Here is a 26,438-nt window from a genome sequence, read left to right as displayed (position 1 = left end):
TGAGAACGCCCGAGCACACCGGGCAGGCGCGCACCGGGCAGGCGAAGCCTGGTAGTCACAGGGTGAGGCCGGGGCAGCTCGCTGCTGCCTTGGTGGTGGCCTTGGCGGTGTTGATTCTGGCGATGCTCTACAGCGGCTCGGGGGCCGCTCGTCTGGCGGCTGACCCGGGGGCGCTGGTGCGCTGGGGTCTGCCCGTGGTCGAGGTGGTGCACAACAGTGCCCTGGTCGTGGTGCTGGGTTCCCTGCTCTTCGCTCTGGGCGTCGTACCAAAAACCCGTGGTGGGTTCCGCCGCCGCACAGACGGGCGGAACGGGGGCCAGGAAGCGGAGCACCCCTTGTTCACGGCCACCATGGGTCTGGCCGAGGTGGCGTCGGTGGTGTGGACGGTGGCTGCCGTCGTGGTGCTGGTGCTGTCCTACTCCGATGTGGCGGGGGTGCCGGTGGGCGGGGACGAGGCCTACGCGCAGCAGCTGCTGTACTACGCCACGGATCTTTCCCTGGGGCAGTCTCAGGCGGCGACCGTGGTGGCCGCTGCCGTGGTCACCACCCTGGTCTTCGGCGTCCGGGCCCTGATGGGGCTGTTGCTCACCTTCGTGTTGGCGTGCACGGCCCTGGTGGCGATGGCCCTCACCGGTCACGCTGCCGGGGGCGCGGACCACATGGGGGCGGTGAACTCCTTGGGCCTGCACCTGCTGGGCGTGTGCCTGTGGACCGGTGGGCTGGTGGTGCTCGCCTGGCTCTCTCCGCAGCTGAGCGGGTCTGACGCGGGCACCGGCACGCTGCCCGCGGGGGCCGGCCGCGGCGCCGGCGTCCGGGGCCAGGTGCCGATGGCCGCGGTGGTGCTGCGCCGCTTCTCGGTGGTCGCCTTCGGGGCCTTCTTGTTGGTGTTCCTCTCCGGGAGCATCAATGCGGCGGTGCGCATCGGCTCCTGGGAGCAGCTGTTCAGCCCTTACGGGCAGTTGGTGCTCCTCAAGGCCGCCCTGACCCTGGGGCTGGGCCTGGCGGGGATGGCCCACCGCCGCTGGTTGATCCCCGGTGTGGAGGCCGGCCGTCTCACCGCCCGGCGCGCGGTGTGGCAGCTGGTGGCCGGGGAGGTGCTGGTGATGGGCGCGGTCATGGGCGTGGCCGTGGCCCTGTCGCGCACCGCCCCACCGGTGCCCGAGGAGATCGCCCCGGATGCCACCCCGGCCGAGATCCTCACCTGGTACCCGCTGCCTCCCGAGCCCACCGCCGCCTCCTGGTTCACCACCTGGCGGGTGGATCCGCTGTGGCTGGCGGTGGTGGCCTTCCTCGCCGCCGTCTACCTGTGGGCGTTCGTACAGGTCCGCCGCCGCGGGGACTCCTGGTCGGTGCTGCGCAGCCTCTCCTGGCTGACCGGGCTGGCGGTGCTGTTCTACGTCACCTCCGGCGGGGTGGCCGTCTACGGCCTGGTGCTGTTCTCCGCACACATGGTGGAGCACATGATGTTGACGATGGTGGTGCCGATCTTCCTGGTCCTGGGTGCGCCAGTGACGCTGGTACTCAAGGCGCTGGAGCCCCGGCAGGACGGTTCCCGCGGGCCGCGCGAGTGGATCCTGGCCCTGGTGCACTCCACGTTCTCCAAGATCGTGACGCACCCGATCTTCGCCGCGGTGAACTTCGCCGCCTCGATCGTGATCTTCTACTTCACCCCACTGTTCGGGTTCACCCTGCAGTACCACGTGGGGCACGTGTTCATGATCACCCACTTCTTGATCACCGGGTACCTGTTCATGCTCGTGCTGATCGGCACCGACCCGATCCCCTACCGTCCCGGCCACATGATGCGCCTGATTCTGCTGCTGGCCACAATGGTCTACCACGCCTTCGTCGGGGTGGCCCTAATGGGCTCGGACACCCTGCTGCAAGCATGGTGGTTCGCGAACATGGGCCGTGATTGGGGCCGTAGTCCGATCGAGGACCAGCAGTTCGGCGGGGCGCTGATGTGGGGGATCGGGGAGTTCCCCACCGTCGTCGTCGCCGTGGTCGTGGCAATCATGTGGGCGATCGAAGGCAAGAAGGAGAACCGTCGGGTCGACCGAGCGGCGGATCGCACCGATGATGCCGAGCTCAAGGCCTACAACGCGATGATGGCCGGCCTCGCAGAGCGGGACGAGCCCACGAGGCGCCCCTGAGCATCCGGATTTCCCCACCCCCGTACCCCCTGAGCGGAAACGCAGCAGAGCCGCGCAGAAGACAGGCACCACCCATTCGCCAGTGATGCACCCACCGGAGCACGGACCCAGCCCGTCGTTGACCCGTCGTCGACACCGGGGCTGCGGAAATTTTCAGGATGTTTGAGGCCAGCGGGTGTCAGGCGGCGGCTGGTTCTGCGGCCGGTGGTCGGTTGATCCAGGCGTCGGTGGGTTCACCCTGACCTCGAGTGGCGGCTCACGCAGATCTGCCGTTGATCTGATTCGTCCACATTCCTGGCGGCGGGGACCGGAAGTGAGGCAAGAAGGGCGCACCCCTCGGCGAAGAGGATCGGCGCGCCCTTAGCCGAGGAGCACTCCACCGCGCAGTCTGCGGTGCGTGCAGGGTGGTTGTCCCCGACTCTTGACGTTGCCCTTGAGCGGGAGCAATTCCGCTCTGGACCCTTGCCCGATCCATCCCGGGAATACGCCAAGCTTGCCCCTCGATTTTACTTCTCGTTCCAGCTGGCAAGCCAGGCATGTCCCCTCACCGCTGGGCCAAGTGGTGGTGCCCGAACGACTACTACTCAGAAGCGGCGTTCAAGACGCTGAAGTACCGTCCCGACTTCCCCGACGCGTTCGGCTCCCTCGAGGACGCCCGGGCATTCTGCGCGGCCTTCTACCGCTGGTACAACACCGAGCACCGCCATTCCGGGATCGGGATGCACACCCCCTACGACGTCCACCACGGCCGGGCCGGCGCCGTGCGAGCAGCGCGCCCAGTGTCCCTGTCCCAGGCCTACGCGGCCACCCCGGAGAGGTTTGACCGCAAGCACACCGAGCCCCCTGAGCCTGCCCGGGACCGCCTGGATCAACCGACCCGAACCGAACACAGCAATCCAACCGACGAGATGAATCAAAAGGTTGGCAGATTCCGTGGCGAATGGCCCCCGAAGGAGACAAGAGGCTGGTAGCGCCTCAGATACCGGCTACGCCGAGGCGCTCTGTGAGCTGGACGCGGGGTCACCGCCTCTCGGGTTCTGGACCCCCCCCTTCGAGGAGGGTGTGGAGAAGGTGTCTGTGGACTTCACCCAGCCCACCGAAGGCTTCTACTTCCAGGAGAGCAACCTCGACCTGCCCCTGGCCCGGCCACTGCCGTATGCGCTGCTGTCATGGTGGGCGGGGACCCGGAGAGTGGGTCGACCACGCATGGGGTGTCGGGGACTTTGCGGATTCGGACCCGGACCGCTGTCACGCATCTGCATAATCCTTGACTTTTGTGTCACCACATCGGCGGACAGATCTATCCGGTCCTGTCCCCCGATCCGGTGATGTTCTCAAAACATCAATTACACGGTAGTACATATCTCCTCTGCAAGATTCCGCTTTAGCAATCACATACTAATGCTTTTCGATGTATTTGGTGTGCATTCATACATATTCGCACTTGTGACACGATCCGTTGGACCTGGCACGCTGATCCCGTCGGGCCGTCCGGGGGGACGAGCCGATCGATTCGTCGGGGGACGAATCGCCGTCCGGGGGAATGAGTTTGCTGTGCGCCACAGGTGGGACGATCAGGATTTTCCGCGCCGTCGACAAGTCGACCGCTCGGGCAGCACCGCGGCGCCGCCGGTGTTCTACGACCCCAGCGGCAAGCGATGGTACCGCATCCTGGCCACCTTGATGGTGCTGCTCGTCCTCGTCGTCGGTATGGTGTCCTGGGTCCTGCCTCAGGCACTGGCTCAGCCCTGGGACCAGCCGCTGAACCAGGACCCCGGTTATCCGCGCGAGTTGATCGCCACCGGGGACACGGAGGACATCCCGTTGCTCGGGGACGCGTCGAATCCGTTCTCGCGGATCGGCCTGATCGAGGAGCTCGACGGGCAAACCGTGCTGGCGGATCCGTTCAGCGACGAGGTCCTCCGCACGCTCAGTGAGGAGGAAGCCCAGCTCGTCGGCGACCGCCCGTACGCCATGGAGCGGTTCGGTGAGATTCCCGACCGCCAGCTGATCATCACTTTCGACGACGGCCCCGATGCCGAGTTCACCTCCGAGATCCTCGACGTGCTCTCCGCCGAGGGGGTGCCGGCCACGTTCTTCACCGTCGGGACCAACGTGGTGAAGAACCCCGAGCTCTTCGAGCGCGTAATCCGTGAGGGGCACATGGTGGGCAATCACACCATGACCCACTTCACCTCGTGGGAGGACGGTTTCCGCAACCGTGAGGAGCTCATCGGCACCGACCGGGCCATGCGTTCCGTCGGTGGCTACGCGACTCCGTTGTTCCGTCTTCCGACCGGTGACCCGGACAACAAGGCCCTGCCCGTGCTGGAGGCCCAGCAGATGGGTTATCTGCACGTGGACTTCAACCTCGACACCCGGGACTGGGCCTACAGCCCCGGGCAGGACATCGATCTGCCCGCGCTCGACGGCGAGGGCCGCGTCGTGCTCATGCACGACGGCGGCGGGGACCGCACCGCCACCGTGGCCGCGCTCAAGGAGCTGATCACCGAGGCCAAGGCCGCCGGTTACACCTTCTCCACTTTCGCCCCCATCGTCCCCGAGGGCTACCTGCCGGTGGCCGGCACCGAACCTGCCCTGGCCGACGACGCCACCGCCTTCGCCCTGACCACCCTCATGGTCACTCCGGACGTGGTCATGGGCTGGCTCTTCTGGTTCGGCATCGGGTCTCTGACCTTAATGTCCGCCCTCTACGTGGTGCTGGCGCTGATCGGCCACCGCCGCCAGAAGCACCGGGTGTGGCGGGACATCCCCGAGGCCGACCTGCCCCTGGTTTCGGTGATCCTGCCCGTGTTCAACGAAGAACCCGTGGTCGAGCGCACCCTGGCCGCCCTGGCCGCAAGCGACTACCCGAACCTCGAAGTCATCGCTGTCGACGACGGCTCCACCGACAACACCCTGGCGATCATGCGCGACTACGCCGCACGATGGCCGGCGCTGCGGGTGCTCACCCAGCCCAACGGTGGCAAGTCCATCGCCTCCAACCACGGCATCATGGCCGCCCGGGGAGAGATCGTGGTGACCCTCGACGGGGACACGCTCTTCGAACCCCAGACCGTCCGGATGTTCGCCCGCCACTTCTACGACCAGGACACCAAGCACCCGGTCGGGGCCGTGGCCGGGCACGTGAAGGTCGGCAACCGCCGCGGAATCCTCACCATGTGGCAGTCCCTGGAGTACATCTCCGGGATCTGCGTGACCCGCATGGGCGAAGGCGTGGCCGGGGCGATCTCCATCGTCCCCGGCGCCTGCGCGGCCTGGCGCAAAGACGCCCTGCAGGCCGCCGGCGGCTACTCCCACGACACTCTCGCCGAGGACGCCGACCTCACCATGACCCTGCAAAAGCTGGGCTGGGCCGTGATCCAGGAGAATCAGGCCGTGGCCTGGACCGAAGCCCCGATGACCGTGCGCGGGCTGGCCAAGCAGCGGCTGCGCTGGACCTACGGCAACCTCCAGGCCCTGTGGAAGCACGCCGGGATGCTGTTCAACCCCCGCTACGGCTTCCTCGGCATGGTCGCCCTGCCCTACACCATGCTCGCCACCCTCATCCCGCTGGTCTTCCTGCCCCTGACCGTGCTCATGGCCGGCATCAACATCGCCGCCGGCAACTGGCAGCCCATCGCCGCCTTCGCCGGATTCGTGCTGGCCATCCACGCCATCATCTGCGTCATCGCCATCCGCATGGTCGGCGAGTCCTGGACCCATCTGCTGGTCGTGCCCGTCTACCGGATCATCTACGAGCCCCTGCGCGCCTACCTCCTCTACGCCTCCCTGCTCCAGGCGCTCAAGGGCAAGATGATCGGCTGGTATAAGCCCGAACGCACCAACAGCGTGCTGGACATCGAGTCGGTGTCGAACCGCAGCGCGGACGCGCAGCGCATCTGAGCCCGCCACGCGCGGGTCGCCGCTACTCGCTGTCCGGTGATCCGGCTATTCGTCGAAGCCTTCGCCGAGGACCCGGGTGAACTCCCCGGTCTCCTGCTCGAGTCCGCTGCAGAAGTCGTTGGCCTCGGCCGGGTCGCCGTCCTCGGGGTCGCAGGACCGGTCTCGGTTCAAAGACCAGTAGGAGATCCGCCCCACGCCCTGGTCCCGGGCGAAGCGGTTGAGTTCGGCCGCCGCCTCCAAATCGACGACCTCCCCGGGGGCGTCGTTGACCCCGATCATCGGGGTCAGGCCGATGCGGTGCCACACCTGCTCCGCGGAGAGGTTGTGGCCCGCCGCCTCCCACAGCGCGGTGAGCTGGCCGTGCGCGGATCGGGCCGCCTCCTGCGAGGCCGCCACCATGGACTGCCCCGCAGGCTTGCTCTCGCTGTAGTTCATGGTCATCAGGTTGACCCCGGCGAGATTCACCTCGGCCGCGAGCAGCTGCGCCACGACCTCCACCGGGTCCTCGTCCAGACCGTGCGGTGCCACCGGCAGCGTGACCCACACCTCCAGGGGCTCGTCCCGCTCCTCCTGCAGCCGCGCCAGGACCTCGGCCCGCCGCTGATTGGCCTCCTGGTCCTCGAGGTCGTCCATCTCGATGTCGAAGTCCACGATGCTCGCGTCGTAGCGCTCGAGCACCGCCCGGTACGCCGTGAGCAGCCGGTCCGGATCGGTGCAGGCGGTGGCCAGCTCGTTGCCGGCCGCACCGCCGAAGGAGACCACCACGTCGCCGCCGGCCTCCCGCAGCCCCGCGATCTGCTGCTCCATCCGCAGGGTCTCCTGCGCCTCGTCGAGCCCGTAGTAGCCGCCCCAGGACGGGGAGCAAGGATCCTCGGGATCGGCCACCACGAACCCCAGCACCGTATGGGACTGCCCCGCGGCTTCCGTCCCGAAGTCGAAGTACGGGTAGGACGTGGCGTTGACGTAGCCACCGAACCACGGATCGTGCTGGGCACCGCAGCCGGTCAGGGCCAGGCCTGCGGCGCCGAGCAACCCCAGAGTCAGCCTGCGCCGCAGACCCCGCCCCGAACAGCCCCCCGCGGGGCGGCGAAAAGCTGCGCCGTCATCGTTCATGTCGCGGAGCGGATCAGCGTGCAACTGACGGAGGCTGGTGACCGTGGGCCTTGGATCCTCTGTCGGCGGCATTCGAAGGGTGCCCGTCCGCCGAAGGCTCCGTGGGGCCCTCGGTGGTAATAGCAGTAGCCCTCCCACTCCGAGAGCTTCTCGGTGAACAGTTGTGTGTCGTCAATGACCCGGCCCACGAGCAGTTGATAGAACCCCTCGGAGTCGATTCGGTAAGAACGTCCCAACCTCCCGTTGAGCAGGGGTGCGCGGGGTTTGGTGTACCCATGGCCGGTGGCCTCGTCGAGGATGTGCCAGTGCAGCGCCGAGCCGAGCTTCTCACCATTGGAGGTCTGGACACGATCCACGGCGAAGGACGGCTGGGCCAGAACGTAGTCGATGAACTGGATGACGGTCTCCTGGTCGTTGCGCGGATAGGCAGGTAAGGCCCGCAGGCGGGTGCAGTCGTCGATGGCGATGTACGGGTATTACTTTTTGGCCTGTCCGGCCCGATCAGCGGCTCGATGAACTTCACGTCCATTCGCAGTTGCTGGCCGGGGCGCCGTTTCGCGTAGCGCTTCCACCGGGTGGTGTCTGTGCGCTTGTAGCGTCGAGAGGCCAGCAGACGGCTGATGCCGGCCTTGTGCAGTAACCACCAGACTCCGGAGGCGCTGAAGGTCACGTCGTGGTAGCGCAGCAGATACATCACGATCTTTTCCGGGTCGAAATGGTACTACGGGCGCAGCCACAGGATCTTCTCCGCGACTTCCACCGAGGTGGCGGTGGGCATGTGGTGTGGTGCGCTGGAACGGTCCCCTAACCCCTCCATGCCTTCTTCACTCGCAACGGCGCAACCACTTGCCGCAGCAGTGTCGGCTGGTGCCATCGTAGCGGCAGGTGGCAGAAACGGTGCCCACGATGATGATCAACGACGGACCGTGCCCGCCGCCGCAGCCAGTGGCGGCAAGCGATGCGCTCATTCCTCGAGTGTCCCGGCCTGATTCGGGCGCTGGGGGTGGTGCAGGTCGCCGCGGGCGTGGTCTGGGTGGCGAGCCTGCCTCCGGCCGCCCAGTGATCGACGCCCTGCTGTGCGCTCGACTTCACGGGGCCGAGGGGCGCCAGGTTGAAAACCCGCCCCCGGACCCGGTGGTGGCATCGAGGCGGTGGATGAATGCTCACAGGCCAGAGGAAGCGGTGAAGAAGCGGATGAACACCGAGGCCGCCACAACCACGTAGGTGATGGCCAGGAGGGTTCAGGCTTACTCGTCAGCAAACCGCATCAGGGCGACGGGGGCAGCAATGATGCCGTGGACGAGGTTGCGCACGCTCAGCAATAGGATCACTGGGAGCATCCCTGCCCACACGCTCATGCAGTACAGGCACAGGATGGAGATGGCGGAGAGCGCCTGTGGCCACCACCAGCTCACGAACACCACTCCGCCGGCTGTAACGACCACGGTGGAGTCCGCCTGTAGCTTTATCACCTCGCCGGCAAGCTCCGACACCAATCCGCCGTCTATCTTCAGCAGTCGCGCCCGCCCGCGCTGTTCTCCTGGGACATGGACCTCGTGTTGGAGGGTGAGATCATCACCGATCACGGCGACAACGGGGAGGGCCGCGACGGGGGCCCGCAGGCCGCGAGGTCGGGCTCTGGGGCACAGCTGCTCCCAGCGGGGACCCGGCTTCCTCCGCTACTGTCGAGGACGACACCTCCCGGAGCCGCGGCGCGGCCTGAGCCCGCCGCGGGGCTGTTCCGGAAGCCTGACCGAGCACCCCGAGGAGCACGACTGCCGTGGAGTCCGACCGGCTCAGATCGCTGTCCCTGCACGAATCCGAGGCACCACCGGGCGGCCCCGACAACCCGCAGTGCTCCCGCAAGGGCTGCCGCGCCGACGCCGCGTGGCGGATCCGCTGGAACAACCCGCGCATCCACACCCCCCAGCACCGCAAGAGCTGGCTGGCGTGCCCCGACCACCGCGAGGACCTCGAGAAGTTCCTCCGCGCCCAGGGCTTCTGGAAGAACACCGTCCCGCTCGGCCACGACGGGCCCACCGGGGAGGACCGGCCGTGAGCGACTACCGGTTCCTGCTCAGCGGGAAGTGGCTCGGCTTCTTCGCCCTGGCCTGCGCCGCCGCGGCGGTCTCCGTGTACCTGGCCGGGTGGCAGATGGACCGCAACGACCACCTGGTCGGGGAGAACGCCAAGATCACCCGCAACTACCGGGCCGAGCCGCTGACCGGCAACGAGGCGGCCGCGCAGTTCGCCGCCCACGACCCCACCCTCACCTGGCACCCGGTGGAGCTGACCGGCGAGTACCTGGCCGAGGACCAGGTCCTCGTGCGCAACCGTCCCCAGGACGGGCGCGTGGGCTACGAGGTCCTCGTGCCCTTCCGCACGCAAGCCGGGGACGTGGTCGTGCTGGACCGCGGCTGGATCCCCACGGGCTCGGCCGCCAACGGGATGCCCGACGAGGTCCCGGCCCCGCCCACCGGGCAGGTGAGCGTCACCGCGCGGCTGCGTCCCGGGGAGCCGGCTGTGGACCGCGGCGCCCCGGAGGGCCAGATCGCCACCATCCAGCTCCAGGAGCTCCAGGAGCGGTGGGATCGGCCGATCGGCACGGCCGCCTACGCCGAGGTCTTCGCCGAGGACCCGGCCCCGGCCGTGGCTCCCGCACCCGCGCCCGAGCCCGAGATCGACTCCGGACCGCACCTGTCCTACTCCCTGCAGTGGTACGCCTTCGCCGCCCTGTTCTTCGTGGCCTACGGCTACGCCGCCCGGCAGCAGGCCCGCAACGACGCCTGGGACCGCCAGTACGCCGCAGAGATGGAACGCCACCTCTCCCAGTTCTACGACGAGGACGGCAACTACGTGGGCGAGGGCGAGGAGGAGCTCGTCATCCGCCAGATGGAGATGGCCGACGACATGCCGGCCCACTTGAAGTCCCTGATGCGACCCAAGCCGCAGCGCCGGCGCCACCGGCCGACGTGGGAGGAGGAGGAAGACGCCCTGCTGGACGCCTTCGAGGACGGGGTCATGGACGGGACCGAGAATCGGACCATGAGCCCAGCTGCGGTCCGCGCCATGGACTAGTGCTCCGTTCCTCCAAGAAGAGAGTCAATACGTCCTGTGACCCGGTCGCGCTGTCGAGCGGTTGCTGAAGCGATGGGCTTCACGCAGTCATCCGTGCGGCAGCGGTGTGATTTCGGGGACTGGCACCTACCCCGCGTCGAGCATCAGCAAGGCCCAGGAGGACCACCACAGTCGCGGCGCCCGCCCCCAGGTCCTTCCGCGCAGGGCTCCTGCGCCAGCCCGGCTGCAGGGGTTCAGCTCTTGCGGCGGCGAGAGACCAAGACCAGAAGCCCGATCACGGCCAGGGCCGGCACCACCACGGCGGCGCCGAGGGCCCACCCGGACAGACCCTCGGAGCTCTCCTGTGCGGCCGCGTCCTGGGCTGGGGCGGAGCTGTCCGAGCTGTCAGCGGGGGCCTCGGTCGGGGTGCTGCTGAGGCTGGGGGCCGGGGTCGCGGTGTCCGCGCCGTCACCCACCTCGTAGGTGTAGGTGCCTTCGATGGGGTGGCCGTCGCTGGAGACCACCCGCCAAACCACCTGGTAGGTCCCTTCCTCGGACCCGGCCGCGGCCAGGGGCTGGACCACTTGGGAACCGTCGCGCTCGAGCGGGCCCTCGGTCACGGACTGGCCCTCGGGGCCGGTCACCAGCACCTGGTGACCGATGTCCATGATCTCCCCGCTGTAGGAGAGCTCGATCTGTTCGGGGGCGGTCTCCAGCACGGCGCCCTGTTCGGGGGAGGTACTCAGCACCTCGTCATGAGCGGCGGCGGGGACCAGCCCCAGGGCGGTCAGGGCGCCGACCGCGCTCACGGTGGCGGCGGTACGGCGCAGGGCAGAAGTGGTGGTCAGCATGGCACTGGGGTCCCTTCGGGGGTGAGGAGTGGGTGCGTCAGGCTGCGCCGCCGCACCTGGGGGGTGCGGCGGGAGATAGAGATCCGGTGCCAGGCGCGGGGAGCCATCCCGCCCGCCACCGGAGGCGTCCAGCCGAGACCGGCTCTTGGAGTCGGATCCGAGACCGGTGAGCGCCACCAGCTGTAGCAACCGGCGTCCGGCACCGGAATGCGTCATGGCGTCCCGGACGCGCAATGCTGAACGTAGCGCGGCAACCCGGGCAGGGCCTCAGCCGCGGATGTCCTCGTAGAGCAGGGTGGAGATGTAGCGCTCCCCGAAGTCGCACACGATGGCCACGATCAGCTTGTCCCGGTTCTCCTCCTTGGCGGCCTCCTGCAGGGCGGCCCACACGATGGCCCCCGAGGAGATCCCGCCGAGGATGCCCTCCTGGGTGGCCAGCTCGCGGGCGACCCGCACCGAGTCCTCCACGGTCACGTCGTAGACGTCGTCGTAGATCTCGCGGTCGAGGTTGTCGGGGACGAAGTTCGCCCCGAGGCCCTGGATCTTGTGGGGCCCGGCCTTGCCCTCGGTGAGCAGCGGGGAGTCGGCCGGCTCGACCACGATCAGGCGGATGTCCGGCTTCTGCTCGCGCAGGTAGCGGCCCGCGCCCGTGATGGTGCCGCCGGTGCCCACGCCGGAGACGAACACGTCGACCTCGCCGTCGGTGTCCTCCCAGATCTCCGGGCCGGTGGTGGCGTAGTGGATCGCCGGGTTGGCCTCGTTGGCGAACTGCTTGGCCAGCACGGCGTTCTCGGTGGACTCGACGATCTCCTGGGCCTTGTCGACCGCGCCGCGCATGCCCTCGGCGCCGGGGGTGAGCACGATCTGGGCGCCGTAGGCGCGGAGCATGACCCGCCGCTCCGTGGACATGGTCTCGGGCATGGTCAGGATGACCTTGTAGCCGCGGGCGGCGCCGACCATGGCCAGGGCGATGCCGGTGTTGCCGGAGGTGCCCTCGACGATCGTGCCGCCGGGCTTGAGCTGCCCGGACTTCTCCGCGGCGTCGACGATGGCCACGCCGATCCGGTCCTTGACGGAGTTGGCGGGGCTGTAGAACTCCAGCTTCACGGCGACGTTGCCGGGCAGGCCCTCATCCAGATGGTTCAGCCGGACGAGCGGGGTGCGGCCTACGATCTCGGTGACGTCGTGGTAGATCTTCGCCATGTGTGCTCCTCGGTGATGGTGTGGTGAATCGTTGGGTGTTGGGGGTTCGGTGCGTCACAAATTGGGGATGTTCTCCGGGGACTCAGACGGGGGTGATGAAGGTGCCGGCGAGGCTTTGGAGCTGGTAGATCCACTGCATCCAGATCCCGGTCACCATCAGCAGCCCCACGGCGATCAGCACGGAGCCGCCGGCGAGGTTGAAGGTGCGGATGTTGCGGCGGATGTAGCTCAGGGTCGTGGTGACCCAGTTGAGCCCGGCCGCGACCAGGACGAAAGGGATGCCCAGGCCCAGGCAGTAGGTGAAGCCCAGCAGGGCCCCGCGCCAGGCCCCTCCGGTGGTGGTGCTCAGCGCCAGCACGGCACTGAGGGTCGGGCCCATGCACGGTGTCCAGCCCAGGCCGAAGACCACCCCGAGCAGCGGGGCGCCGGCGATGCCGGTGCGGGGTTGGAAGGACAGCTTCTTGGTCTGCTGCAGGAAGGAGAACTTCCCGACCAGCACCAGTCCCATGAGCACCACGAACACCCCCAAGGCCCGCATCAGCGGATCCTGCCACCGCACCAGCCAGCCCCCGATGGCGCCGAAGGCCGCCCCGTAGAGAGTGAACACCGCCGCGAAGCCCAGGATGAACAGCCCCACCCCAGCCAGCACCCGCCGGCGGTTGTCCGCCCGAGTCGGATCGGCCAGCCCGGAGACATAGCCGAGGTAGCCGGGCACCAGCGGCAGAATGCACGGGGAGATGAAAGAGACAATCCCGGCGATCATCGCCAGGGGCACAGCGATGAGCAGGGCCCCGGAGTTCACCGTCTCGGCAAAGTAGCCGCCAATCGTCATCACAGTCTCCTCGGGCCAGGGGGCGCCCCGAGACTACCGCACATGACCACTGTCAACCCAAAATGAGGCTATCATCGGCCCATGACGATTTCTGAGTATGTTCCGCAGGCCCCCTGCGGGGCGTTGGATCCGGCGGCGGCATTGTTCCACTCCCTGTCCGATCCGACCCGGCTGGCCATCGTGCAACGAATGGCCGTCGGGGAGGTGCGGGTACGTGATCTCACCAGCGAACTGGGGTTGGCCCAGTCCACCGTGTCAGGCCATGTGGCGTGCCTGCGCGGTTGCGGGCTGGTGCAGGGTCGGGCGCAGGGGCGCAGCGTGTACTACTCGCTGACCCGCCCGGAGCTGCTGGACATGCTCGCTGCCGCCGAGGTGCTGTTGTCGGCCACTGGCAACGCCGTGAGCCTGTGCCCGAACTACGGTCTGGACGCCCAGCAGACCCGACAGGCCCCGGAGGTTGTGCGATGAGTGATGCCTGCTGCGCCCACGATGAGCCTGCCCACCACGAGGAAGCGGGGCCGGCCGGTTTCTGGCAGGTGAGCGAGGTGCGGTTCGCCTCCGCGGCCGGCGTGCTGCTGGCAGTCGGGTGGGCCACCCACCTGATGGACGGCCCCGAGTGGCTGGTCACCGCCGTGAGCGTGGTGGCGCTGGGGTTGGCGGGGTGGACGTTCGTGCCCTCCACGCTGCGCCGACTGGCCAAGGGCCGCATCGGGGTCGGGACCTTGATGACGATCGCCGCCGTCGGGGCGGTAGCCCTGGGCGCGATCGAGGAGGCGGCGGCGCTGGCCTTCCTCTACGCGATCGCCGAGGCGCTGGAGGAGTACTCGGTGGCGCGGACCCGGCGCGGGTTGCGCGCGCTGCTGGACCTGGTCCCGGATCAGGCCACGGTGCTCCGGGGCGGGGTGCCGGCCACCGTGTCCCCGGCCGAGCTGGTGCCGGGGGACCGGATGGTGGTCCGTCCCGGGGAGCGGGTGGCCACCGACGGGCGGATCCTCACCGGGCGCACCTCGGTGGACACCTCGGCGCTGACCGGGGAGTCCGTGCCGGTGGAGGTCGGACCGGGTTCGGAGGTCTACGCCGGGTCCATCAACGGCACCGGCCCGCTGGAGGTCGAGGTCACCAGCACCGCCGAGGACAACTCTCTGGCGAAGATCGTGCACATCGTCGAGACCGAGCAGTCCCGCAAGGGCCCCGGCCAACGGCTGGCCGATGCCATCGCCAGCAAGCTAGTGCCGGGGATCCTCATCGCCGCGGCCCTGATCGTGGCCTACGGGTTCATCGTCGGGGAGCCGCTGCTGTGGTTCGAACGCGCCCTGGTCGTGCTGGTGGCGGCCTCACCGTGTGCGCTGGCGATCTCGGTGCCCGTGACCGTGGTGGCCTCGGTGGGGGCGGCCAGCCGCATCGGGGTGCTGATCAAGGGCGGTGCCGCGGTGGAGACCCTGGGCAAGATCGGCACCATCGCCCTGGACAAGACCGGCACCCTCACCCGCAACAACCCGGCCGTCATCGAGGTCGCCACCAGTCCCGGGGTGACCCGGGAACGGGTGATGTCGCTGGCGGCCGGGCTGGAGGCCCGCAGCGAACACCCCCTGGCCCGGGCCATCCTCGCCGCCACACCTGAGCAGGCCGAGGTGACCCAGGTGGACACCGTTCCCGGGGCCGGGCTGTTCGGCACCTTCGAGGGTGCGCGCCTGCGCCTGGGCCGCCCGGGGTGGATCACCCCCGGGCCCCTGGCCGGAGACATCGAGCGGATGCAGCGCGCCGGTGCCACGGCCGTGCTCATCGAGCAGGACGGGGATGTCATCGGGGCAGTCGCGGTGCGTGATGAGCTGCGCCCGGAAGCCCGAGAGGTGATCACCCGGCTCAACCGCGCCGGGTACACCACCGCGATGCTCACCGGGGACAACACCCTCACCGCCACCGCCCTGGCCCAGGCCGCCGGCATCACCCAGGTCCACGCCGACCTGCGCCCACAGGACAAGGCGGAGATCATCCGCACCCTCAAGGAGCAGCGCCCCACGGCGATGGTCGGTGACGGCGTCAACGACGCCCCGGCCCTGGCCACCGCCGACATCGGCATCGCCATGGGCGCGATGGGCACCGACGTGGCCATCGAGACCGCCGACATCGCCTTGATGGGCGAGGACCTCCAGCACCTGCCCCAGGCCCTCGGCCACGCCCGGCGGACCCGGTCGATCATGCTGCAGAACGTCGGGGTGTCCCTGGCGCTGATCGCGGTGCTGATCCCCCTGGCACTGTTCGGCATCCTGGGGCTGGCCGCGGTGGTGCTGGTGCACGAGGTGGCCGAGATCCTGATCATCGCCAACGGGGTGCGCGCCGGCCGGATCCGCCGTGACACTGCGCGCCCGGCCGCCCAGCCCGCACCGTCCCTGGAACCGGCCGCATGAGCGACGCTCCCCCGCCCCGCACCGGCGCCTCGAGCAGGCCGGAGACCCGCCGCAGGACAGTTGTTCTGCTGGTCGGGGCGGCAGGGCTGGCCGCCGTCGACCTGATCGTCAAAGCCGTGGCCGAAGCCCGGCTTGCGAGCGGCGAGGCGGTGGATCTGGGGCTGCTCATGCTGCGCCTGCACCACAATCCCGGGGTGGCTTTCAGCCTCGGGGCGGCCCTGCCCTCCTGGGTCGTCATCGCCGCGACCGGGGCGATCATCGCCGGGCTGACCTGGTACCTGCTCATTGCGGTACCCACCCTCACCCGGCTCACCCGCGTCGGAGCGACCCTGCTGCTCGGGGGCGCTATCGGGAACTTCCTCGACCGCCTCGACGGGGACGGGGTGGTGGACTATTTGCACACCGGGTGGTTCCCCACCTTCAACCTCGCCGACGTTTTCGTCACCACCGGGGTGGTTGCCCTCCTGGTGGGCACGATGGTGCCACCGCGCACCGAGGACCACGCATAAGAGGTGGCCGGTCACCCGTCACAGCTTTTCCTACCGTTCCATGTCGGCGGGAACGGATCCCATGGCCATGAGGTGCCTACCGCATGAGCACGCCGGTGGGGGTGCCCCCCGGGCCTGGGCGAGCTCCGTCCCGGAGCGCCGACAGGAGGGGCGTCCAGGGGCTCATCAGTTTCGCTGGCCATAGTGAGTGGGGTTCGACCCGGTCATCTCCTGCCCACCTCGATCTGATCCCCTGGTGAAATGTTCGCGACCTCCCGCCTCATCCTCCCCACGGCCACGCTGTCCCGACGCCGTGTGCTTTCCCTGACCGCTCTGGGTGCCCTTGGAGCGAGCTTGACTGGTTGCGGTGCCGAGGAGGACTCGCTGGCCCAGCAGGCCAATGCCGGAGATGGGAAGGGCTACATCGGCGGGGACGGCACGGTCTCCGCATACGCCCCGGACCAGCGCGGGGAACCGGTGCAGTTCACCGGCACCTTCTTCGACGCCACCCAGGCCTCGGCCGCGGACCTGCGCGGGACCCCCGTCCTGCTGAACTTCTGGTACGCCGGGTGCGCCCCGTGCCGGGTGGAGGCCCCCGATCTGAAGGAGCTCGCCCAGCGCTTCGCGGGGCAGGTCACCTTCTACGGGGTGAACCTGCGCGACGAGCGAGCCACCGCGCAAGCCTTCGAGCGCACCTTCGAGATCCCTTACCCCTCCTTCGAAGACAAGGACGGGGACGTGCTGATGGCCCTGAGCGCCTACGTGCCCCCGCAGGCGGTGCCCACCACGCTGGTGCTCGACGCCCAAGGTCGGGTGGCGGCCCGCATCCTGGGCCTGGCCGATCGCTCGATCCTCGAAACGCTCCTGGCCGACGTGGCGGCTGAGACGGCATGAGCACCGGCACTCCACCCGGTCCCCGCCCCGGGGACGAAGAGGTCACCGTGAGCGCCACCGGCGACGCCGAGAACACTCCCGAGGACACCACCAGCAGAAATGCCCGGAGTGCTCCCTCCGGCGGGTCCGGCCAGGGTCCCGGCGATGTCGAGGTTCCGGTTCTGGGACCAGTGGGCATGGCCCGGTGGGCCTGGACCCAGCTGACGAAGATGAATACCGCCCTGTTCCTGCTGCTGCTGCTGGCCGTCGCGGCTGTGCCCGGGTCGATCTTCCCCCAGCGCATCCAGGACCCCGCTCGGGTGAGCGACTACATCGACAACAACCCGACCCTGGGACCGTGGCTGGACCGGTTGCAGCTTTTCGATGTTTTCTCCTCGGCGTGGTTCTCCGCGATCTACATCCTGCTGTTCGTCTCCCTGGTGGGCTGCGTGCTCCCGCGGGCGGGCAAGCACTGGCGGGCGTGGCGGGCCGAGCCTCCGCGCACCCCACGTCGGCTGGAGCGGCTGCCCGAACACCGGTCCCTGACCCTGGGCGGGTGCGACAGCGCGGCGGCACCGGCCCCGGACGAGGTCGTGGCTGAGGCCGCCCGGCTGCTCAAAAGGCGCGGCTATCGGGTGGCCGTACGCGAGACCGGCACGGCCGCCCCGTCGGTGGCCGCCGAGCGGGGGATGTGGAAGGAGGTCGGCAACGTCGTCTTCCACCTGGCCCTGCTGGGGGTGCTGATCTCCGTGGCCGTGGGCTCTTTGTTCGGCTACAAGGGGCAGAAAATCTTGGTGGAGGACGAGTCCTTCGTGAACACCCTGATCGGCTATGACTCCTTCACCCCGGGCACCAATTACAACCCCGATTGGCTGCCCCCTTTCTCGTTGCGCCTGGACGACTTCTCCTCCGAGTTCTACCGCGACACCACCAACCCTCGGAACTACGGGGCCCCGATCGACTTCACCGCCGAGGTCACCATCGAGGACGCCCCCGGTGCGGCCCCGCGGCAGGAGACGTTGAAAGTCAATGCACCGGTCAACGTCGACGGGGTGAAGTCCTACCTGGTGGGCAACGGCTACGCCCCGGTGATCCGGGTGACCGACGGCAACGGGGAGGTGGCGTTCGAGGGCCCGGTGGTGACGATCCCGGTCGATGGGGTCTACACCTCCAACCTGACCCTCAAGGTCCCCGACGCGCGCCCCGACCAGCTGGGCTTCACCGGGTTGCTGCTGCCCACCGCGGTCACCGGCCCGGACGGGATGCCGCGCTCGGGCGATCCGGGTCTGGCCAACCCCCGCCTGATCCTGTCCTCCTACTACGGGGATCTGGGCCTGGACACCGGTAAGCCGCAGAACGTGTACGTCCTCGACGTGGCACCGCTCACCGAGCTCAACTCGATGATGAGTGACAACGGGGCGATCACCCTGGACGCCGCGAACCCCGTGCACGAGCTGCCCGAGGGCAAGGGCACGATCGAGTTTCTGGACGTGAAGCGCTACGTGGGCCTGGACATCGTCTACGACCCGGGACGCACCGGGGCCTTCATCTCCTTCGTGGCCGCCTTCGCCGGGCTGCTGATGTCGATGTTCATCTCCCGCCGCCGCGTCTGGGTGCGCGCCACCACCGACCTCGACGATCAGGGCCGTCCGGCCACCGTGGTGGAGTACGGGCTGCTGGCCCGCGGCGAGGACCCCCGACTGCGTACGGAGGCCGAGTCGCTGGGCGAGCTGTTCACCACCCACTGGAAGGCGATCGGGGTGCGCGATGACGCCGGTGACCGCACAGAGTCTGCCCCCGAGAAGACCACGGACCGGGCCCGCCGCGGCCCCACCACCAACTGAGAGGAAGTGCCCATGCCCGTCAACGAGACCCTGGGCACCTGGAGCGAACTGTTCATGCTCCTGGCCGCCATGACCTACCTGGTCAGCTTCATCGCCTTCGCCTGGGACATGGCCCCCCACGCCAAGACCCTCCACGCACCCGGACAGACCGGCCGCCACACCGAGGCCGACCGTGCGCTGATCGGCGCCGCGTCGGCCGGCGCCGGGAACGCGCGCCCCCTGGAGGCCACCGACCCGCGGGCCGGTCTGGGCGCCGGGGACCGCGGGCGCGGCTACCGCGCCGCTGCCCGCTCTGTGCTGGCCGAGCACGTGGCCGATGCGCAGATGCGCTACACCGGGGAACGCCGCCCGGCCGCGCGGGTGGCTGTGACGGTCATGGTCCTGGGCTTCGCCCTCCACACGGCAGCTGTAGTGACCCGCGCGATCGCCGCGGCGCGGGTGCCGTGGGGCAACATGTACGAGTTCTCCACCACCGGGGCCCTGGTCGTGGCCGGTGTCTACCTCGTCTCCTTGTGGCGGCGTGACCTGCGCTTCGTGGGGGTCCTCGTGTCCGGGCTCGTGGTGATCATGCTGACCGCGGCCACCATCGGGTTCCCCACCCCGGTGGGCCCGCTGGTCCCGGCCCTGCAGTCCTGGTGGCTGGTGATCCACGTGTCCATCGCGGTGGCCGCCTCCGGGATCTTCACCATCACCTTCGCCATGGCGGTCCTGCAGCTGCTGCAGGCCCGGCGGGAGCGGACGATCCTCGCCGGGGAGGCCCCCGGTATGGGCTTCCTGGCCATGGTCCCCTCCTCCCAGGCGCTCGAGAACCTGTCCTTCCGGCTCAACGCGGTCGGCTTCGCGTTCTGGACCTTCACCCTGGCCGCCGGCGCGATCTGGGCCGAGCAGGCCTGGGGGCGCTACTGGGGCTGGGACGTCAAAGAAGTGTGGACGTTCGTGATCTGGGTGGTCTACGCCGCCTACATGCACGCCCGCGCCACCCGCGGTTGGACCGGCACCCGCTCGGCGTGGCTGTCGATCGCGGGTTACCTCTGCGTCATTTTCAACTTCGTCGTGGTGAACACGGTGTTCACCGGACTGCACTCCTATTCCGGGCTGTAAGCCCCGCGGAGCGGGCCTCCGGCTCAGCGCAGGGTGGGCCGATCGTGGCCCCCGGCCAGCACCGTGATGAACTCCCGATGCCAAGAGCAGTCCTTTCACGGTGGTTGTCCCGGCGCCGCCACGGCCCGGCGGATATCTTTTTGACGTCGCGAGCAGGATGCGCAGTTGCCCGGTCCTCACCAACTCGCGAAGGTCCCCCGTGCGGTGCGCTGCCGTGGCGTGATGGACATGGGGCTGTGGCTCCTGTTGCTAATAGTGGTGGTGCTGCTGATCGGCGTACTGGCATTCGGGGCGCTGGGCGATCGCTCGATCATCGATGGCCTCAGCGGAAGTGGATCCCGCGGCGACGGCCGACGCACCCAGTCGATCCCGCCGGAGCGCTATGCCCGCGCAGAGATCTCACCGAGGACCACCAGGAACAGCTGCACCCCCTGACGCTGAGGGGGCGGTCCCCTCCTTTGATCCCGGACAGATTTCGGCCCCGGCGCCTCTCCATCGAGAGACGCCGGAGCCGAGGTCGCTCAGGGGCTGGTCAGAGACCGGTGAAGATAGAAAAGAAGCGGAAGAACACCGAGGCCGCCACGGCCACGTAGGCGATGACCACCAGAGTCCAGGCCCACTCGGAGGCAAACCGCACCAACCGGGGCGGGGCGGGGATGATGCCGTGGGCGAGGTTGCGCACGGTGAGCAGGAGAAACAGCGGGATCATCGCCGCCCACACGATCATGCAGTACAGGCACAGGATGTAGATGGTGAACAGCGCCTGGGACCACAGCCAGATCACGAACACCGCCCCGAGAGTGACCCCTGCCTGCAGGCCGATCCAGTACCAGCGTCCGAACTGTGCCCCGGCCAGGGCGGCCATGGCGGTGGTGATCACCACCGCGAAGGCGACGATGCCGATCAGCGGGTTGGGGAAGCCGAAGAGTTCCGACTGCCAGGTGCCCATGACGCGCCCGCAGGACACCCAGGGGTTGATGTCACAACTGGTGACGTGGCCCGGGTCCTTGTAGAGCTGAAGGCGCTCGAGCACCAGGATCGCCGAGGCGACCCACCCGATCACCCCGGTCACCAACAGGACCAGGGCGAAGGGGCGGTGGCGGGCGAAGCCGGGCAGGTGCTCTTCGGCGACCGGGCCGGCGCCTGGGTGAGGGTGGGCGCTGGTGGTGGTTTCAGCCATGGTGGATGTCCTTGGGGGTTCCTCGATCAACGGTGGCGTCGGTGGTGCCGTGCTGGTGTCCTCGGGCCAGGACGGCCAGGGCCGCGGCCAGCAGGGGCAGGACCCCGGCCAGGATGATCCTGGTGGCTGCGGATTGTTGATCCGCCAGCGGGGAGGGCCCCCAGTCTCGGCCGAGTCCGGAGAACCACTCTGGTTGGATCACCGTCGGTGACAGGGCCGTGAACACCGCCCAGATCCCCAGCACGGTGGCCACCGCGAGCAGCACCAAGGCCTGCGTGCGCACCGCTCTGCGGTCCGGTGGGGCGGCCAGCGCGGCGGTAGCGAAGATCAGGCCCAGGGCCACGGCGGTGGTGTTCATCAGTTCGTGGCCGACGTGGGTGTGCAGGGCCAGGGCGAAGGCGGGGGTGTAGTAGAAGACACCCAGCCCTGCCAGGACCAGGATCCCGGCCGGGGCCGGGTGAGCCAGCAGGGCCCCGGCCCGGGAGGTGCGCCATGCGGCGGCGAGCTCGCGCGCCCCGGTGCTGCCGTCGGTGCGGGTCGGCACCAGGGCCGCGGCCAGGCGGCCGGGGGCCCCGGCGATCAGCAGCAGCGGCACCGGGAAGCTCAGCAGCAGGTGAGCGGTGGTGTGGACGCTGAACAGGATCGGGGCGTAGAGGGCCATCGCCCCACAGGTGACGTAGACCAGCAGCACCAGACCGGCCATAAACGCGGCCGTGCGCGCCACCGGCCATGGTGCGCCGGTGCGGCGCAGGTGTCGTACCCCGCCCAGGTAGAGACAGGCGGCGAGGATCGCCACGGCGATCCACAGCCAGTCGACGCGCCACTGGGTGAACCAGCCGGAGAAGCTCAGGGGCGGGGGCAGGAGGTAGCCGGTGAGGATCTCCGCGGGGGTGATGTCCGGTTGCCGCTCTAGGGGCACCGGAGTGGGAGTGCGCCCTAGGGCCACGCCCAGGGCCATCACGGCGCAGAGGATGAAGACTTCCACGGTGATCAGTCGCCACACCCGGCCCAGCCTCGGGGTGCCGGCGGTGATCGCCCGGCGGTTGAGGTACCCCAGCACGCCCAGGGCCACGGTGGCGATCGTCTTGGCGATCACCAGTGCCCCGTAGCCGGAGTTCAGCCCGTCCCAGCCACCGATCCGGTAGATGGTGTTGATGACCCCCGAGACGGCGACCAGGACGAAGGCCACCCCGGCCAGGGTCGAGAAGCGTTCCAGCACGGTCCGAGCCGTCTGGTGGCCTGCGGCCGGAATGGTCAGCAGCGGGGCGAGCAGGGCGAGCACGATGATCCCGCCGGTCCAGATCCCGGCACCGAGCAGGTGCAGGGCCAGAGCGTTGACGGCCCCGTTGTGGTCATCGACCCCGGCCACGTGTCCCAGTTGGGACAGCGGGATGACGGCGGCCAGGGCCACCAGGGCGGTGGCGGCCACCGGCACCGGGGAGCGGGCGAGCACGGCCAGGGTGGTGGTCAGGGCCGCGGTCACAGCGGTCACCGCCCACGCCTGGCCAGGGATCAGACGGGTCACGTAGTAGCCCAGCTGCCCGGTGAACTCGGCCGAGCCGGAGACCGGGGTCCCGATGGTGTCGGCGTAGCTGAGCACGATGATCGCGACCGCGGCCAGGGTCCACACCCCGGCGGCGGCCGCGGCCACCGTCATGGCCCGGGCGAAGGCCGGGTGTTCGGCCCCGGCCTGCCCCGCCCCGGTGACCGGAGTGGATCGGGGCACTACGGTGGTGGCGAAGACCAGCCCGGCCCAGGTGATGCCCATGGCCAGGTGATGCACGGTCGTGGCCAGCGGCAGCCCCCAGCGCACCAGGGCCCCGGGGTCGAGCACCTCCCGGGGCGCGGTGGCCCCGGAGGAGCCCAGGGCCATCCACAGCACGGCCAGGGTCACCAGCCCGACACCGATGCAGACGGCAGCGACGGCGCGCCGGCGCCGCCCAGCCGGCGCCGGCCTGGGAATCGTGCGGAGGGGCAGCGGCGGGGTGGACGTGTGGGGTGAGGAGGCCTTCATCACTGTCAGTCGGTGGCCGCGGTCTCGACGGCGTCCCGGAAGGCTTCCAGGGACTCGGGGTTGAGCACCTCCCCATTGAGGAAGAACGTCGGGGTCCCGCCCACCCCCAGAGCCTCACCGTCGGCGACGTCGAGCTCGATGCGCTCTTGGGTGGCCGGATCGGCCACCGCGGCATCGAAGGCGGCCATGTCCAAGCCGAGGTCTTCGGCGAAGCCGCGGAAGACCGCGCTCTGGTCCTCGCCCGACTCTCCCCACTGTTCCTGGGTCTCGAACATGCGCTGGTACATCGCCTCGTACTGTCCCTGCTGGGCCGCGGCCTCCACCGCGAGGGCGGCGTTCATGGAGTTGCGGTGGCCCGGCAACGGGAAGTAGCGGTGGACGAAGGTGACGGTGTCGGCGTATTCGGCCCGCAGCTCCTCGACGAACGGGTAGGCGGCCCGGCACCCTTCACACTCATAGTCCAGGAACTCCACCAGCACGGCTTGTTCGTTGGGGGCCTTCGAGAGCACCCGGCTGTTCTCCCGCACGAGTTGCCCCGCGTCGTCGGGCACCGCCGGGGTGGAATTGGCCCGGGCGATGAGGATCGGGATGGCCACGGCCGCCACGACGGCAGCCAGGAGGACCCACACGATGATCTTGGCCTTCGAGGGCTTCTGCTGTGGGGTGGGCGTGCTGGCGGTAGTGCTCACAGGGGGTTTCCGTTCAGTCTCGGGCAGCAGGGTGTACCAGGGATGGGAGGGGGTCAGGGGTGGAGGGTCTCACACCACCCCGGTGTGCTCAGCACTCAGGCAGCCGTCGTGAACGGTGACGTGGGCCGAGAGCACCGGGGTGTCGGAGTCGATCCTTGAGGCGTGCAGGTCGTGCACACCCACCACGTGCGGCAGGGCTTCCAGGCGGGTGCGGACCTGCTCGAGGTCCAGGCCCTTCGGGGTGGTTTCCATCAGGACCTCAATGGTGTCGCGCAGCAGGATCAGAGCCCGGGGCACGATCAGGGCGGCAATCAACAAGGACACGATCGCATCCGCCCGGGTCCACCCGGTGGTGGCGATGACGATCGCGGAGACGATCACCGCCACCGAGCCCAGGGCGTCGTTGGCCACCTCCAGAAACGCGGCCTTCATGTTCAGGTTCTCCCCCCGCCCGGAGGCGAGGATGGCCAGGCCGATGACGTTGCCGACCAGGCCGATCACTCCGAACCAGAGCATGGCCGTGGACTCGACCTCCGGTGGCTCCAACAGCCGGCGCACCCCTTCGACGGCGATGAATCCGCCCACGGCCAGCAGCACGGACGCTTGGGCGGCCGCGGCGACGATCTCAGCGCGCTGGTAACCCCAGGTGTGTTTCTCCGTGGCCGGTCGCAGAGCCAAGGTCGCAGCGGTGAAGGCGATCAGCAGTCCGGCCGAGTCAGTGAGCATGTGTCCGGCATCGGCCAGCAGCGCTAGGCTGCCCGAGATCACCGCGCCGATGATCTCGGCGACCATGATCGTGGCGGTGATGGCGAAGACCACCGCCAGCTTGCCCCGCCGCCCGATGGTGGCGTGGGCGTGGTGGTGCTCCGCGCTCATGCCGGGATCTCCTGGGTGGTGGCGTCATCGGTGCGGTCCGCAGCGGCGCACTCGGGCGTCCTGCATTGGCACACCGACTCGACGGTGAGGATGGTGCCCAGCAGATCTTCCAGCGCGTGGGTCAGCTTCGGGTCCGAGAGTTCATAGCGCACGTTGCGCCCGGCCGGCACGCCCACGACCAGCCCGCAGTCACGCAAACAGGCCAGATGGTTGGACAGGGTCTGACGGCTCACCCCGATCCGGTCCGCCAGTTCCGAAGGCACCGCCGGGCCCTGCTGCAGCTGCAGCAGCACCGCGGCCCGGGTGGGATCGGCCAGTGCTTTGCCGAAGCGAGACATCACCTCGACCGGGGACAAGATCCTCATGCACTAACCGTACAGTAGAAGCTGTATCAAATGAGATGGGGCTCCCCTGGATGATCGGGCAATGTCCAGCTTGCATTCTTACGGTGAGAGCGGACGGGGGTGCCGTCCGCCACTGCGACATCCCCGTCCCCCGAGCCATCACCGCACCCCGGGCGGCCGTCGCTCCAATGCCCCTGCCGGGCGGGAAGAGTGCTGCCCGTATCCAGCGGGAGGTGAGGCAAGGCCATGCGTACTTTCCGGGGCCGTACAGCAAGGTCGACATCCGCGCACAGATTCCCTGCCGAGCGCAGGGCGGCAGGATCGTCGCGACTGTTCAAGACTGCATCCAGGCGCGGAGTGCCCCGAAGGTTCACCGGCGAGGATCCTGTCGGGGCACTCCACACTCGATGGATGGTCCGGCAACGACCGGCCGCCACCGCAGCAGCGAGTCCGGCTCAGCGGTAGGTGTAGTACCCGTCGAGGGGCATGGCGTTGACGGAGTGGACGAAGGTGCCCTGGGTCGGGTTCAGCGCCGAGACCATCTTGCCGCCACCGATGTAGATGCCGATGTGGTTGCCACCGTTCTGAGACACCAGGTCCCCAGGCTGCGGGGTGGAAGTCGGGGTGGCGGCGGCGATCTGCTGGAAACTGGTGCGGGGCAGGTCAATGCCGTTCTGGGCGTAGACCCACCCGGTGAACCCGGAGCAGTCCCAGGCCCCGAAAGAGGTCCCGCCCCAGACGTAGCCGGTGCCCACGCCCTGCATGGCCGTGCCCACGATGCCGCCGGCGGCCGGGGCGATCTCGGTGATGGCGGTGGACTGCGGGCTCACGCTCGAGGTGGCGGCGCCCTGCTGCGGGGCCGGGGCCTGGTCGGCGGGCTGCGCGGTGACCGGGGCCTGGGTGGTGTAAGAGGCCAGATTGGCCATCCCTGCGGCCGGAGCCGCATAGGAGGACCCGGAGGCGGCGGGGATCTCGGCGTAGGCCTGGGCCGGGGCGATGGAGCCCATCACGGCCACACCAGCAGCGGCGGCGATGGCGGTGGTGCGCCCGGCGCGCGAGGTGGTCCCGGCGCGGTGGCGGGCAGTGTTCTGCTTGAAAAGCGACATGGGTGGGTTCCTCCCTTTGCCTACGAGGTGAGCTGTCGGGTTCGGGTGGGAGACACCCGGCCGTTCAGGACGCACGCGCTCTGAACGACTTAACCCCAAGGCCCCGGCACACCGGGACCGGAAATGGTTTCCCCGCTTCTGCCAAGCGATTTCTCTTCAGGAACCCCGGGCACCGGCAGAACTCGGCGATGTGCCACGGGGATGCCGAGCGGATCAGCAACCGGCACACCGTGCACAATAACAGGTCTATTACGGAACAATCACAATCCGATTCGGGAGTGTATAGATCACGTATAGAGATAATCAATATTCGATGAAGTCCTGATGCTCAGCAGATACTTATCTGGCATCTTCCCGTGAAGAGACGACGGTAAAGAAGATGAGGTGGGACGGGACGCGG

Annotated in this window: 24 protein-coding genes and 1 riboswitch; of the genes, 12 read left to right on the top strand and 12 right to left on the bottom strand. The window is 68.9% G+C overall.

The features are described 5' to 3' along the window. Positions 1 to 95: 95 nt before the first annotated feature. The 3 genes from ABL57_RS18170 to ABL57_RS18160 all read left to right on the top strand — a co-directional run bounded on the left by ABL57_RS18170 (position 96) and on the right by ABL57_RS18160 (position 6,059). The gene (locus ABL57_RS18170) at positions 96 to 2,153 is read left to right on the top strand and encodes a cytochrome c oxidase assembly protein (RefSeq protein WP_238986124.1); all 2,058 of its coding nucleotides are present in this window, start codon (positions 96 to 98) and stop codon (positions 2,151 to 2,153) included. A 536-nt stretch (positions 2,154 to 2,689) separates the two neighbouring features. Further along, on the top strand, positions 2,690 to 3,124 hold the full coding sequence (locus tag ABL57_RS23605; protein WP_053005133.1) for an integrase core domain-containing protein: 435 nt from the start codon (positions 2,690 to 2,692) through the stop codon (positions 3,122 to 3,124). 583 nt (positions 3,125 to 3,707) lie between these two features. Then, positions 3,708 to 6,059, top strand: a complete 2,352-nt coding sequence (locus ABL57_RS18160; protein WP_238986118.1) for a bifunctional polysaccharide deacetylase/glycosyltransferase family 2 protein — start codon at positions 3,708 to 3,710, stop codon at positions 6,057 to 6,059. Positions 6,060 to 6,104: 45 nt separating this feature from the next. Here ABL57_RS18160 and ABL57_RS18155 read toward each other — a convergent pair whose 3' ends face one another. From ABL57_RS18155 to ABL57_RS18150, 3 genes are all read right to left on the bottom strand, one after another. Next, positions 6,105 to 7,091 (bottom strand): chitinase, encoded by a 987-nt coding sequence (locus ABL57_RS18155; RefSeq protein WP_053005131.1) that lies wholly within the window; start codon positions 7,089 to 7,091, stop codon positions 6,105 to 6,107. A 905-nt stretch (positions 7,092 to 7,996) separates the two neighbouring features. After that, complete coding sequence (locus ABL57_RS22485; RefSeq protein WP_158041319.1) at positions 7,997 to 8,140, bottom strand: hypothetical protein; 144 nt, start codon at positions 8,138 to 8,140, stop codon at positions 7,997 to 7,999. 279 nt (positions 8,141 to 8,419) lie between these two features. Then, entirely contained in the window at positions 8,420 to 8,758 is a 339-nt protein-coding gene (locus ABL57_RS18150; RefSeq protein WP_139318648.1) for a hypothetical protein, read from the bottom strand. 194 nt (positions 8,759 to 8,952) lie between these two features. On the opposite strand from ABL57_RS18150, the gene ABL57_RS18145 reads away from it, so the two are divergent. After that, positions 8,953 to 9,231, top strand: coding sequence for a hypothetical protein (locus ABL57_RS18145; protein WP_082157557.1), 279 nt, complete (start codon positions 8,953 to 8,955; stop codon positions 9,229 to 9,231). Further along, positions 9,228 to 10,250 carry an SURF1 family protein gene (locus ABL57_RS18140; protein WP_047804879.1) on the top strand — a complete coding sequence of 341 codons (1,023 nt, stop codon included), beginning with the start codon at positions 9,228 to 9,230 and terminating at the stop codon, positions 10,248 to 10,250. The genes ABL57_RS18145 and ABL57_RS18140 overlap by 4 nt, the downstream gene beginning before the upstream one ends. A gap of 233 nt (positions 10,251 to 10,483) precedes the next feature. On the opposite strand, the gene ABL57_RS18135 is transcribed toward ABL57_RS18140, so the two are convergent. The 3 genes from ABL57_RS18135 to ABL57_RS18125 all read right to left on the bottom strand — a co-directional run bounded on the left by ABL57_RS18135 (position 10,484) and on the right by ABL57_RS18125 (position 13,115). Continuing rightward, positions 10,484 to 11,080 carry a copper resistance CopC family protein gene (locus ABL57_RS18135; protein WP_101851591.1) on the bottom strand — a complete coding sequence of 199 codons (597 nt, stop codon included), beginning with the start codon at positions 11,078 to 11,080 and terminating at the stop codon, positions 10,484 to 10,486. A 267-nt stretch (positions 11,081 to 11,347) separates the two neighbouring features. Further along, positions 11,348 to 12,283 (bottom strand): cysteine synthase A, encoded by a 936-nt coding sequence (gene cysK / locus ABL57_RS18130; RefSeq protein WP_047804878.1) that lies wholly within the window; start codon positions 12,281 to 12,283, stop codon positions 11,348 to 11,350. Positions 12,284 to 12,365: 82 nt separating this feature from the next. Next, positions 12,366 to 13,115 carry a cytochrome c biogenesis CcdA family protein gene (locus ABL57_RS18125; RefSeq protein WP_047804877.1) on the bottom strand — a complete coding sequence of 250 codons (750 nt, stop codon included), beginning with the start codon at positions 13,113 to 13,115 and terminating at the stop codon, positions 12,366 to 12,368. A gap of 81 nt (positions 13,116 to 13,196) precedes the next feature. Between ABL57_RS18125 and ABL57_RS18120 the strand changes: the two genes are divergently transcribed. The 7 genes from ABL57_RS18120 (at position 13,197) to ABL57_RS22770 (ending at position 20,264) form a co-directional block, all read left to right on the top strand. Beyond that, the gene (locus tag ABL57_RS18120) at positions 13,197 to 13,583 is read left to right on the top strand and encodes a helix-turn-helix transcriptional regulator (protein ID WP_047804876.1); all 387 of its coding nucleotides are present in this window, start codon (positions 13,197 to 13,199) and stop codon (positions 13,581 to 13,583) included. After that, positions 13,580 to 15,523, top strand: a complete 1,944-nt coding sequence (locus ABL57_RS18115) for a cation-translocating P-type ATPase (protein ID WP_047804875.1) — start codon at positions 13,580 to 13,582, stop codon at positions 15,521 to 15,523. The genes ABL57_RS18120 and ABL57_RS18115 overlap by 4 nt, the downstream gene beginning before the upstream one ends. After that, complete coding sequence (gene lspA / locus ABL57_RS18110) at positions 15,520 to 16,032, top strand: signal peptidase II (protein ID WP_047804874.1); 513 nt, start codon at positions 15,520 to 15,522, stop codon at positions 16,030 to 16,032. The genes ABL57_RS18115 and lspA overlap by 4 nt, the downstream gene beginning before the upstream one ends. Before the next feature lie 333 nt (positions 16,033 to 16,365). Further along, positions 16,366 to 16,905 (top strand): TlpA disulfide reductase family protein, encoded by a 540-nt coding sequence (locus ABL57_RS18105; RefSeq protein ID WP_308216846.1) that lies wholly within the window; start codon positions 16,366 to 16,368, stop codon positions 16,903 to 16,905. 176 nt (positions 16,906 to 17,081) lie between these two features. Next, a complete protein-coding gene (locus ABL57_RS18100) occupies positions 17,082 to 18,728 on the top strand; it encodes a cytochrome c biogenesis protein ResB (RefSeq protein WP_238986123.1) in 1,647 nt (548 codons plus the stop codon). A gap of 12 nt (positions 18,729 to 18,740) precedes the next feature. Then, the gene (gene ccsB / locus ABL57_RS18095; protein WP_047804872.1) at positions 18,741 to 19,829 is read left to right on the top strand and encodes a c-type cytochrome biogenesis protein CcsB; all 1,089 of its coding nucleotides are present in this window, start codon (positions 18,741 to 18,743) and stop codon (positions 19,827 to 19,829) included. A 222-nt stretch (positions 19,830 to 20,051) separates the two neighbouring features. Next, positions 20,052 to 20,264, top strand: a complete 213-nt coding sequence (locus ABL57_RS22770; RefSeq protein ID WP_047804871.1) for a hypothetical protein — start codon at positions 20,052 to 20,054, stop codon at positions 20,262 to 20,264. Between the two features lie 97 nt (positions 20,265 to 20,361). Here the strand turns inward: ABL57_RS22770 and ABL57_RS18085 are convergent, their stop codons facing one another. From ABL57_RS18085 to ABL57_RS18060, 6 genes are all read right to left on the bottom strand, one after another. Next, positions 20,362 to 21,009 (bottom strand): vitamin K epoxide reductase family protein, encoded by a 648-nt coding sequence (locus ABL57_RS18085; RefSeq protein WP_047804870.1) that lies wholly within the window; start codon positions 21,007 to 21,009, stop codon positions 20,362 to 20,364. Continuing rightward, positions 21,002 to 23,023: a cytochrome c oxidase assembly protein gene (locus ABL57_RS18080; RefSeq protein ID WP_053005126.1), complete on the bottom strand. Its 2,022-nt coding sequence runs from the start codon at positions 23,021 to 23,023 to the stop codon at positions 21,002 to 21,004. Before ABL57_RS18080 ends, ABL57_RS18085 begins: the two co-directional genes overlap by 8 nt. 5 nt (positions 23,024 to 23,028) lie before the next feature. After that, positions 23,029 to 23,712 (bottom strand): thioredoxin domain-containing protein, encoded by a 684-nt coding sequence (locus tag ABL57_RS18075; protein ID WP_047804869.1) that lies wholly within the window; start codon positions 23,710 to 23,712, stop codon positions 23,029 to 23,031. 69 nt (positions 23,713 to 23,781) lie between these two features. Next, on the bottom strand, positions 23,782 to 24,588 hold the full coding sequence (locus ABL57_RS18070; RefSeq protein ID WP_238986117.1) for a cation diffusion facilitator family transporter: 807 nt from the start codon (positions 24,586 to 24,588) through the stop codon (positions 23,782 to 23,784). After that, positions 24,585 to 24,953, bottom strand: a complete 369-nt coding sequence (locus tag ABL57_RS18065; protein WP_047804868.1) for a helix-turn-helix transcriptional regulator — start codon at positions 24,951 to 24,953, stop codon at positions 24,585 to 24,587. Before ABL57_RS18065 ends, ABL57_RS18070 begins: the two co-directional genes overlap by 4 nt. Positions 24,954 to 25,387: 434 nt before the next feature. Further along, positions 25,388 to 26,038 carry a C40 family peptidase gene (locus ABL57_RS18060; protein ID WP_047804867.1) on the bottom strand — a complete coding sequence of 217 codons (651 nt, stop codon included), beginning with the start codon at positions 26,036 to 26,038 and terminating at the stop codon, positions 25,388 to 25,390. Positions 26,039 to 26,043: 5 nt separating this feature from the next. Then, positions 26,044 to 26,236: riboswitch (cyclic di-AMP (ydaO/yuaA leader) on the bottom strand. Between the last annotated feature and the right edge of the window lie 202 nt (positions 26,237 to 26,438).

It is taken from the genome of Kocuria sp. SM24M-10 (assembly GCF_001027955.1).
In the GTDB taxonomy this organism is placed as follows: Bacteria; Actinomycetota; Actinomycetes; order Actinomycetales; family Micrococcaceae; genus Kocuria; species Kocuria oceani.
This window is presented reverse-complemented; position numbering and strand designations above follow the sequence as displayed.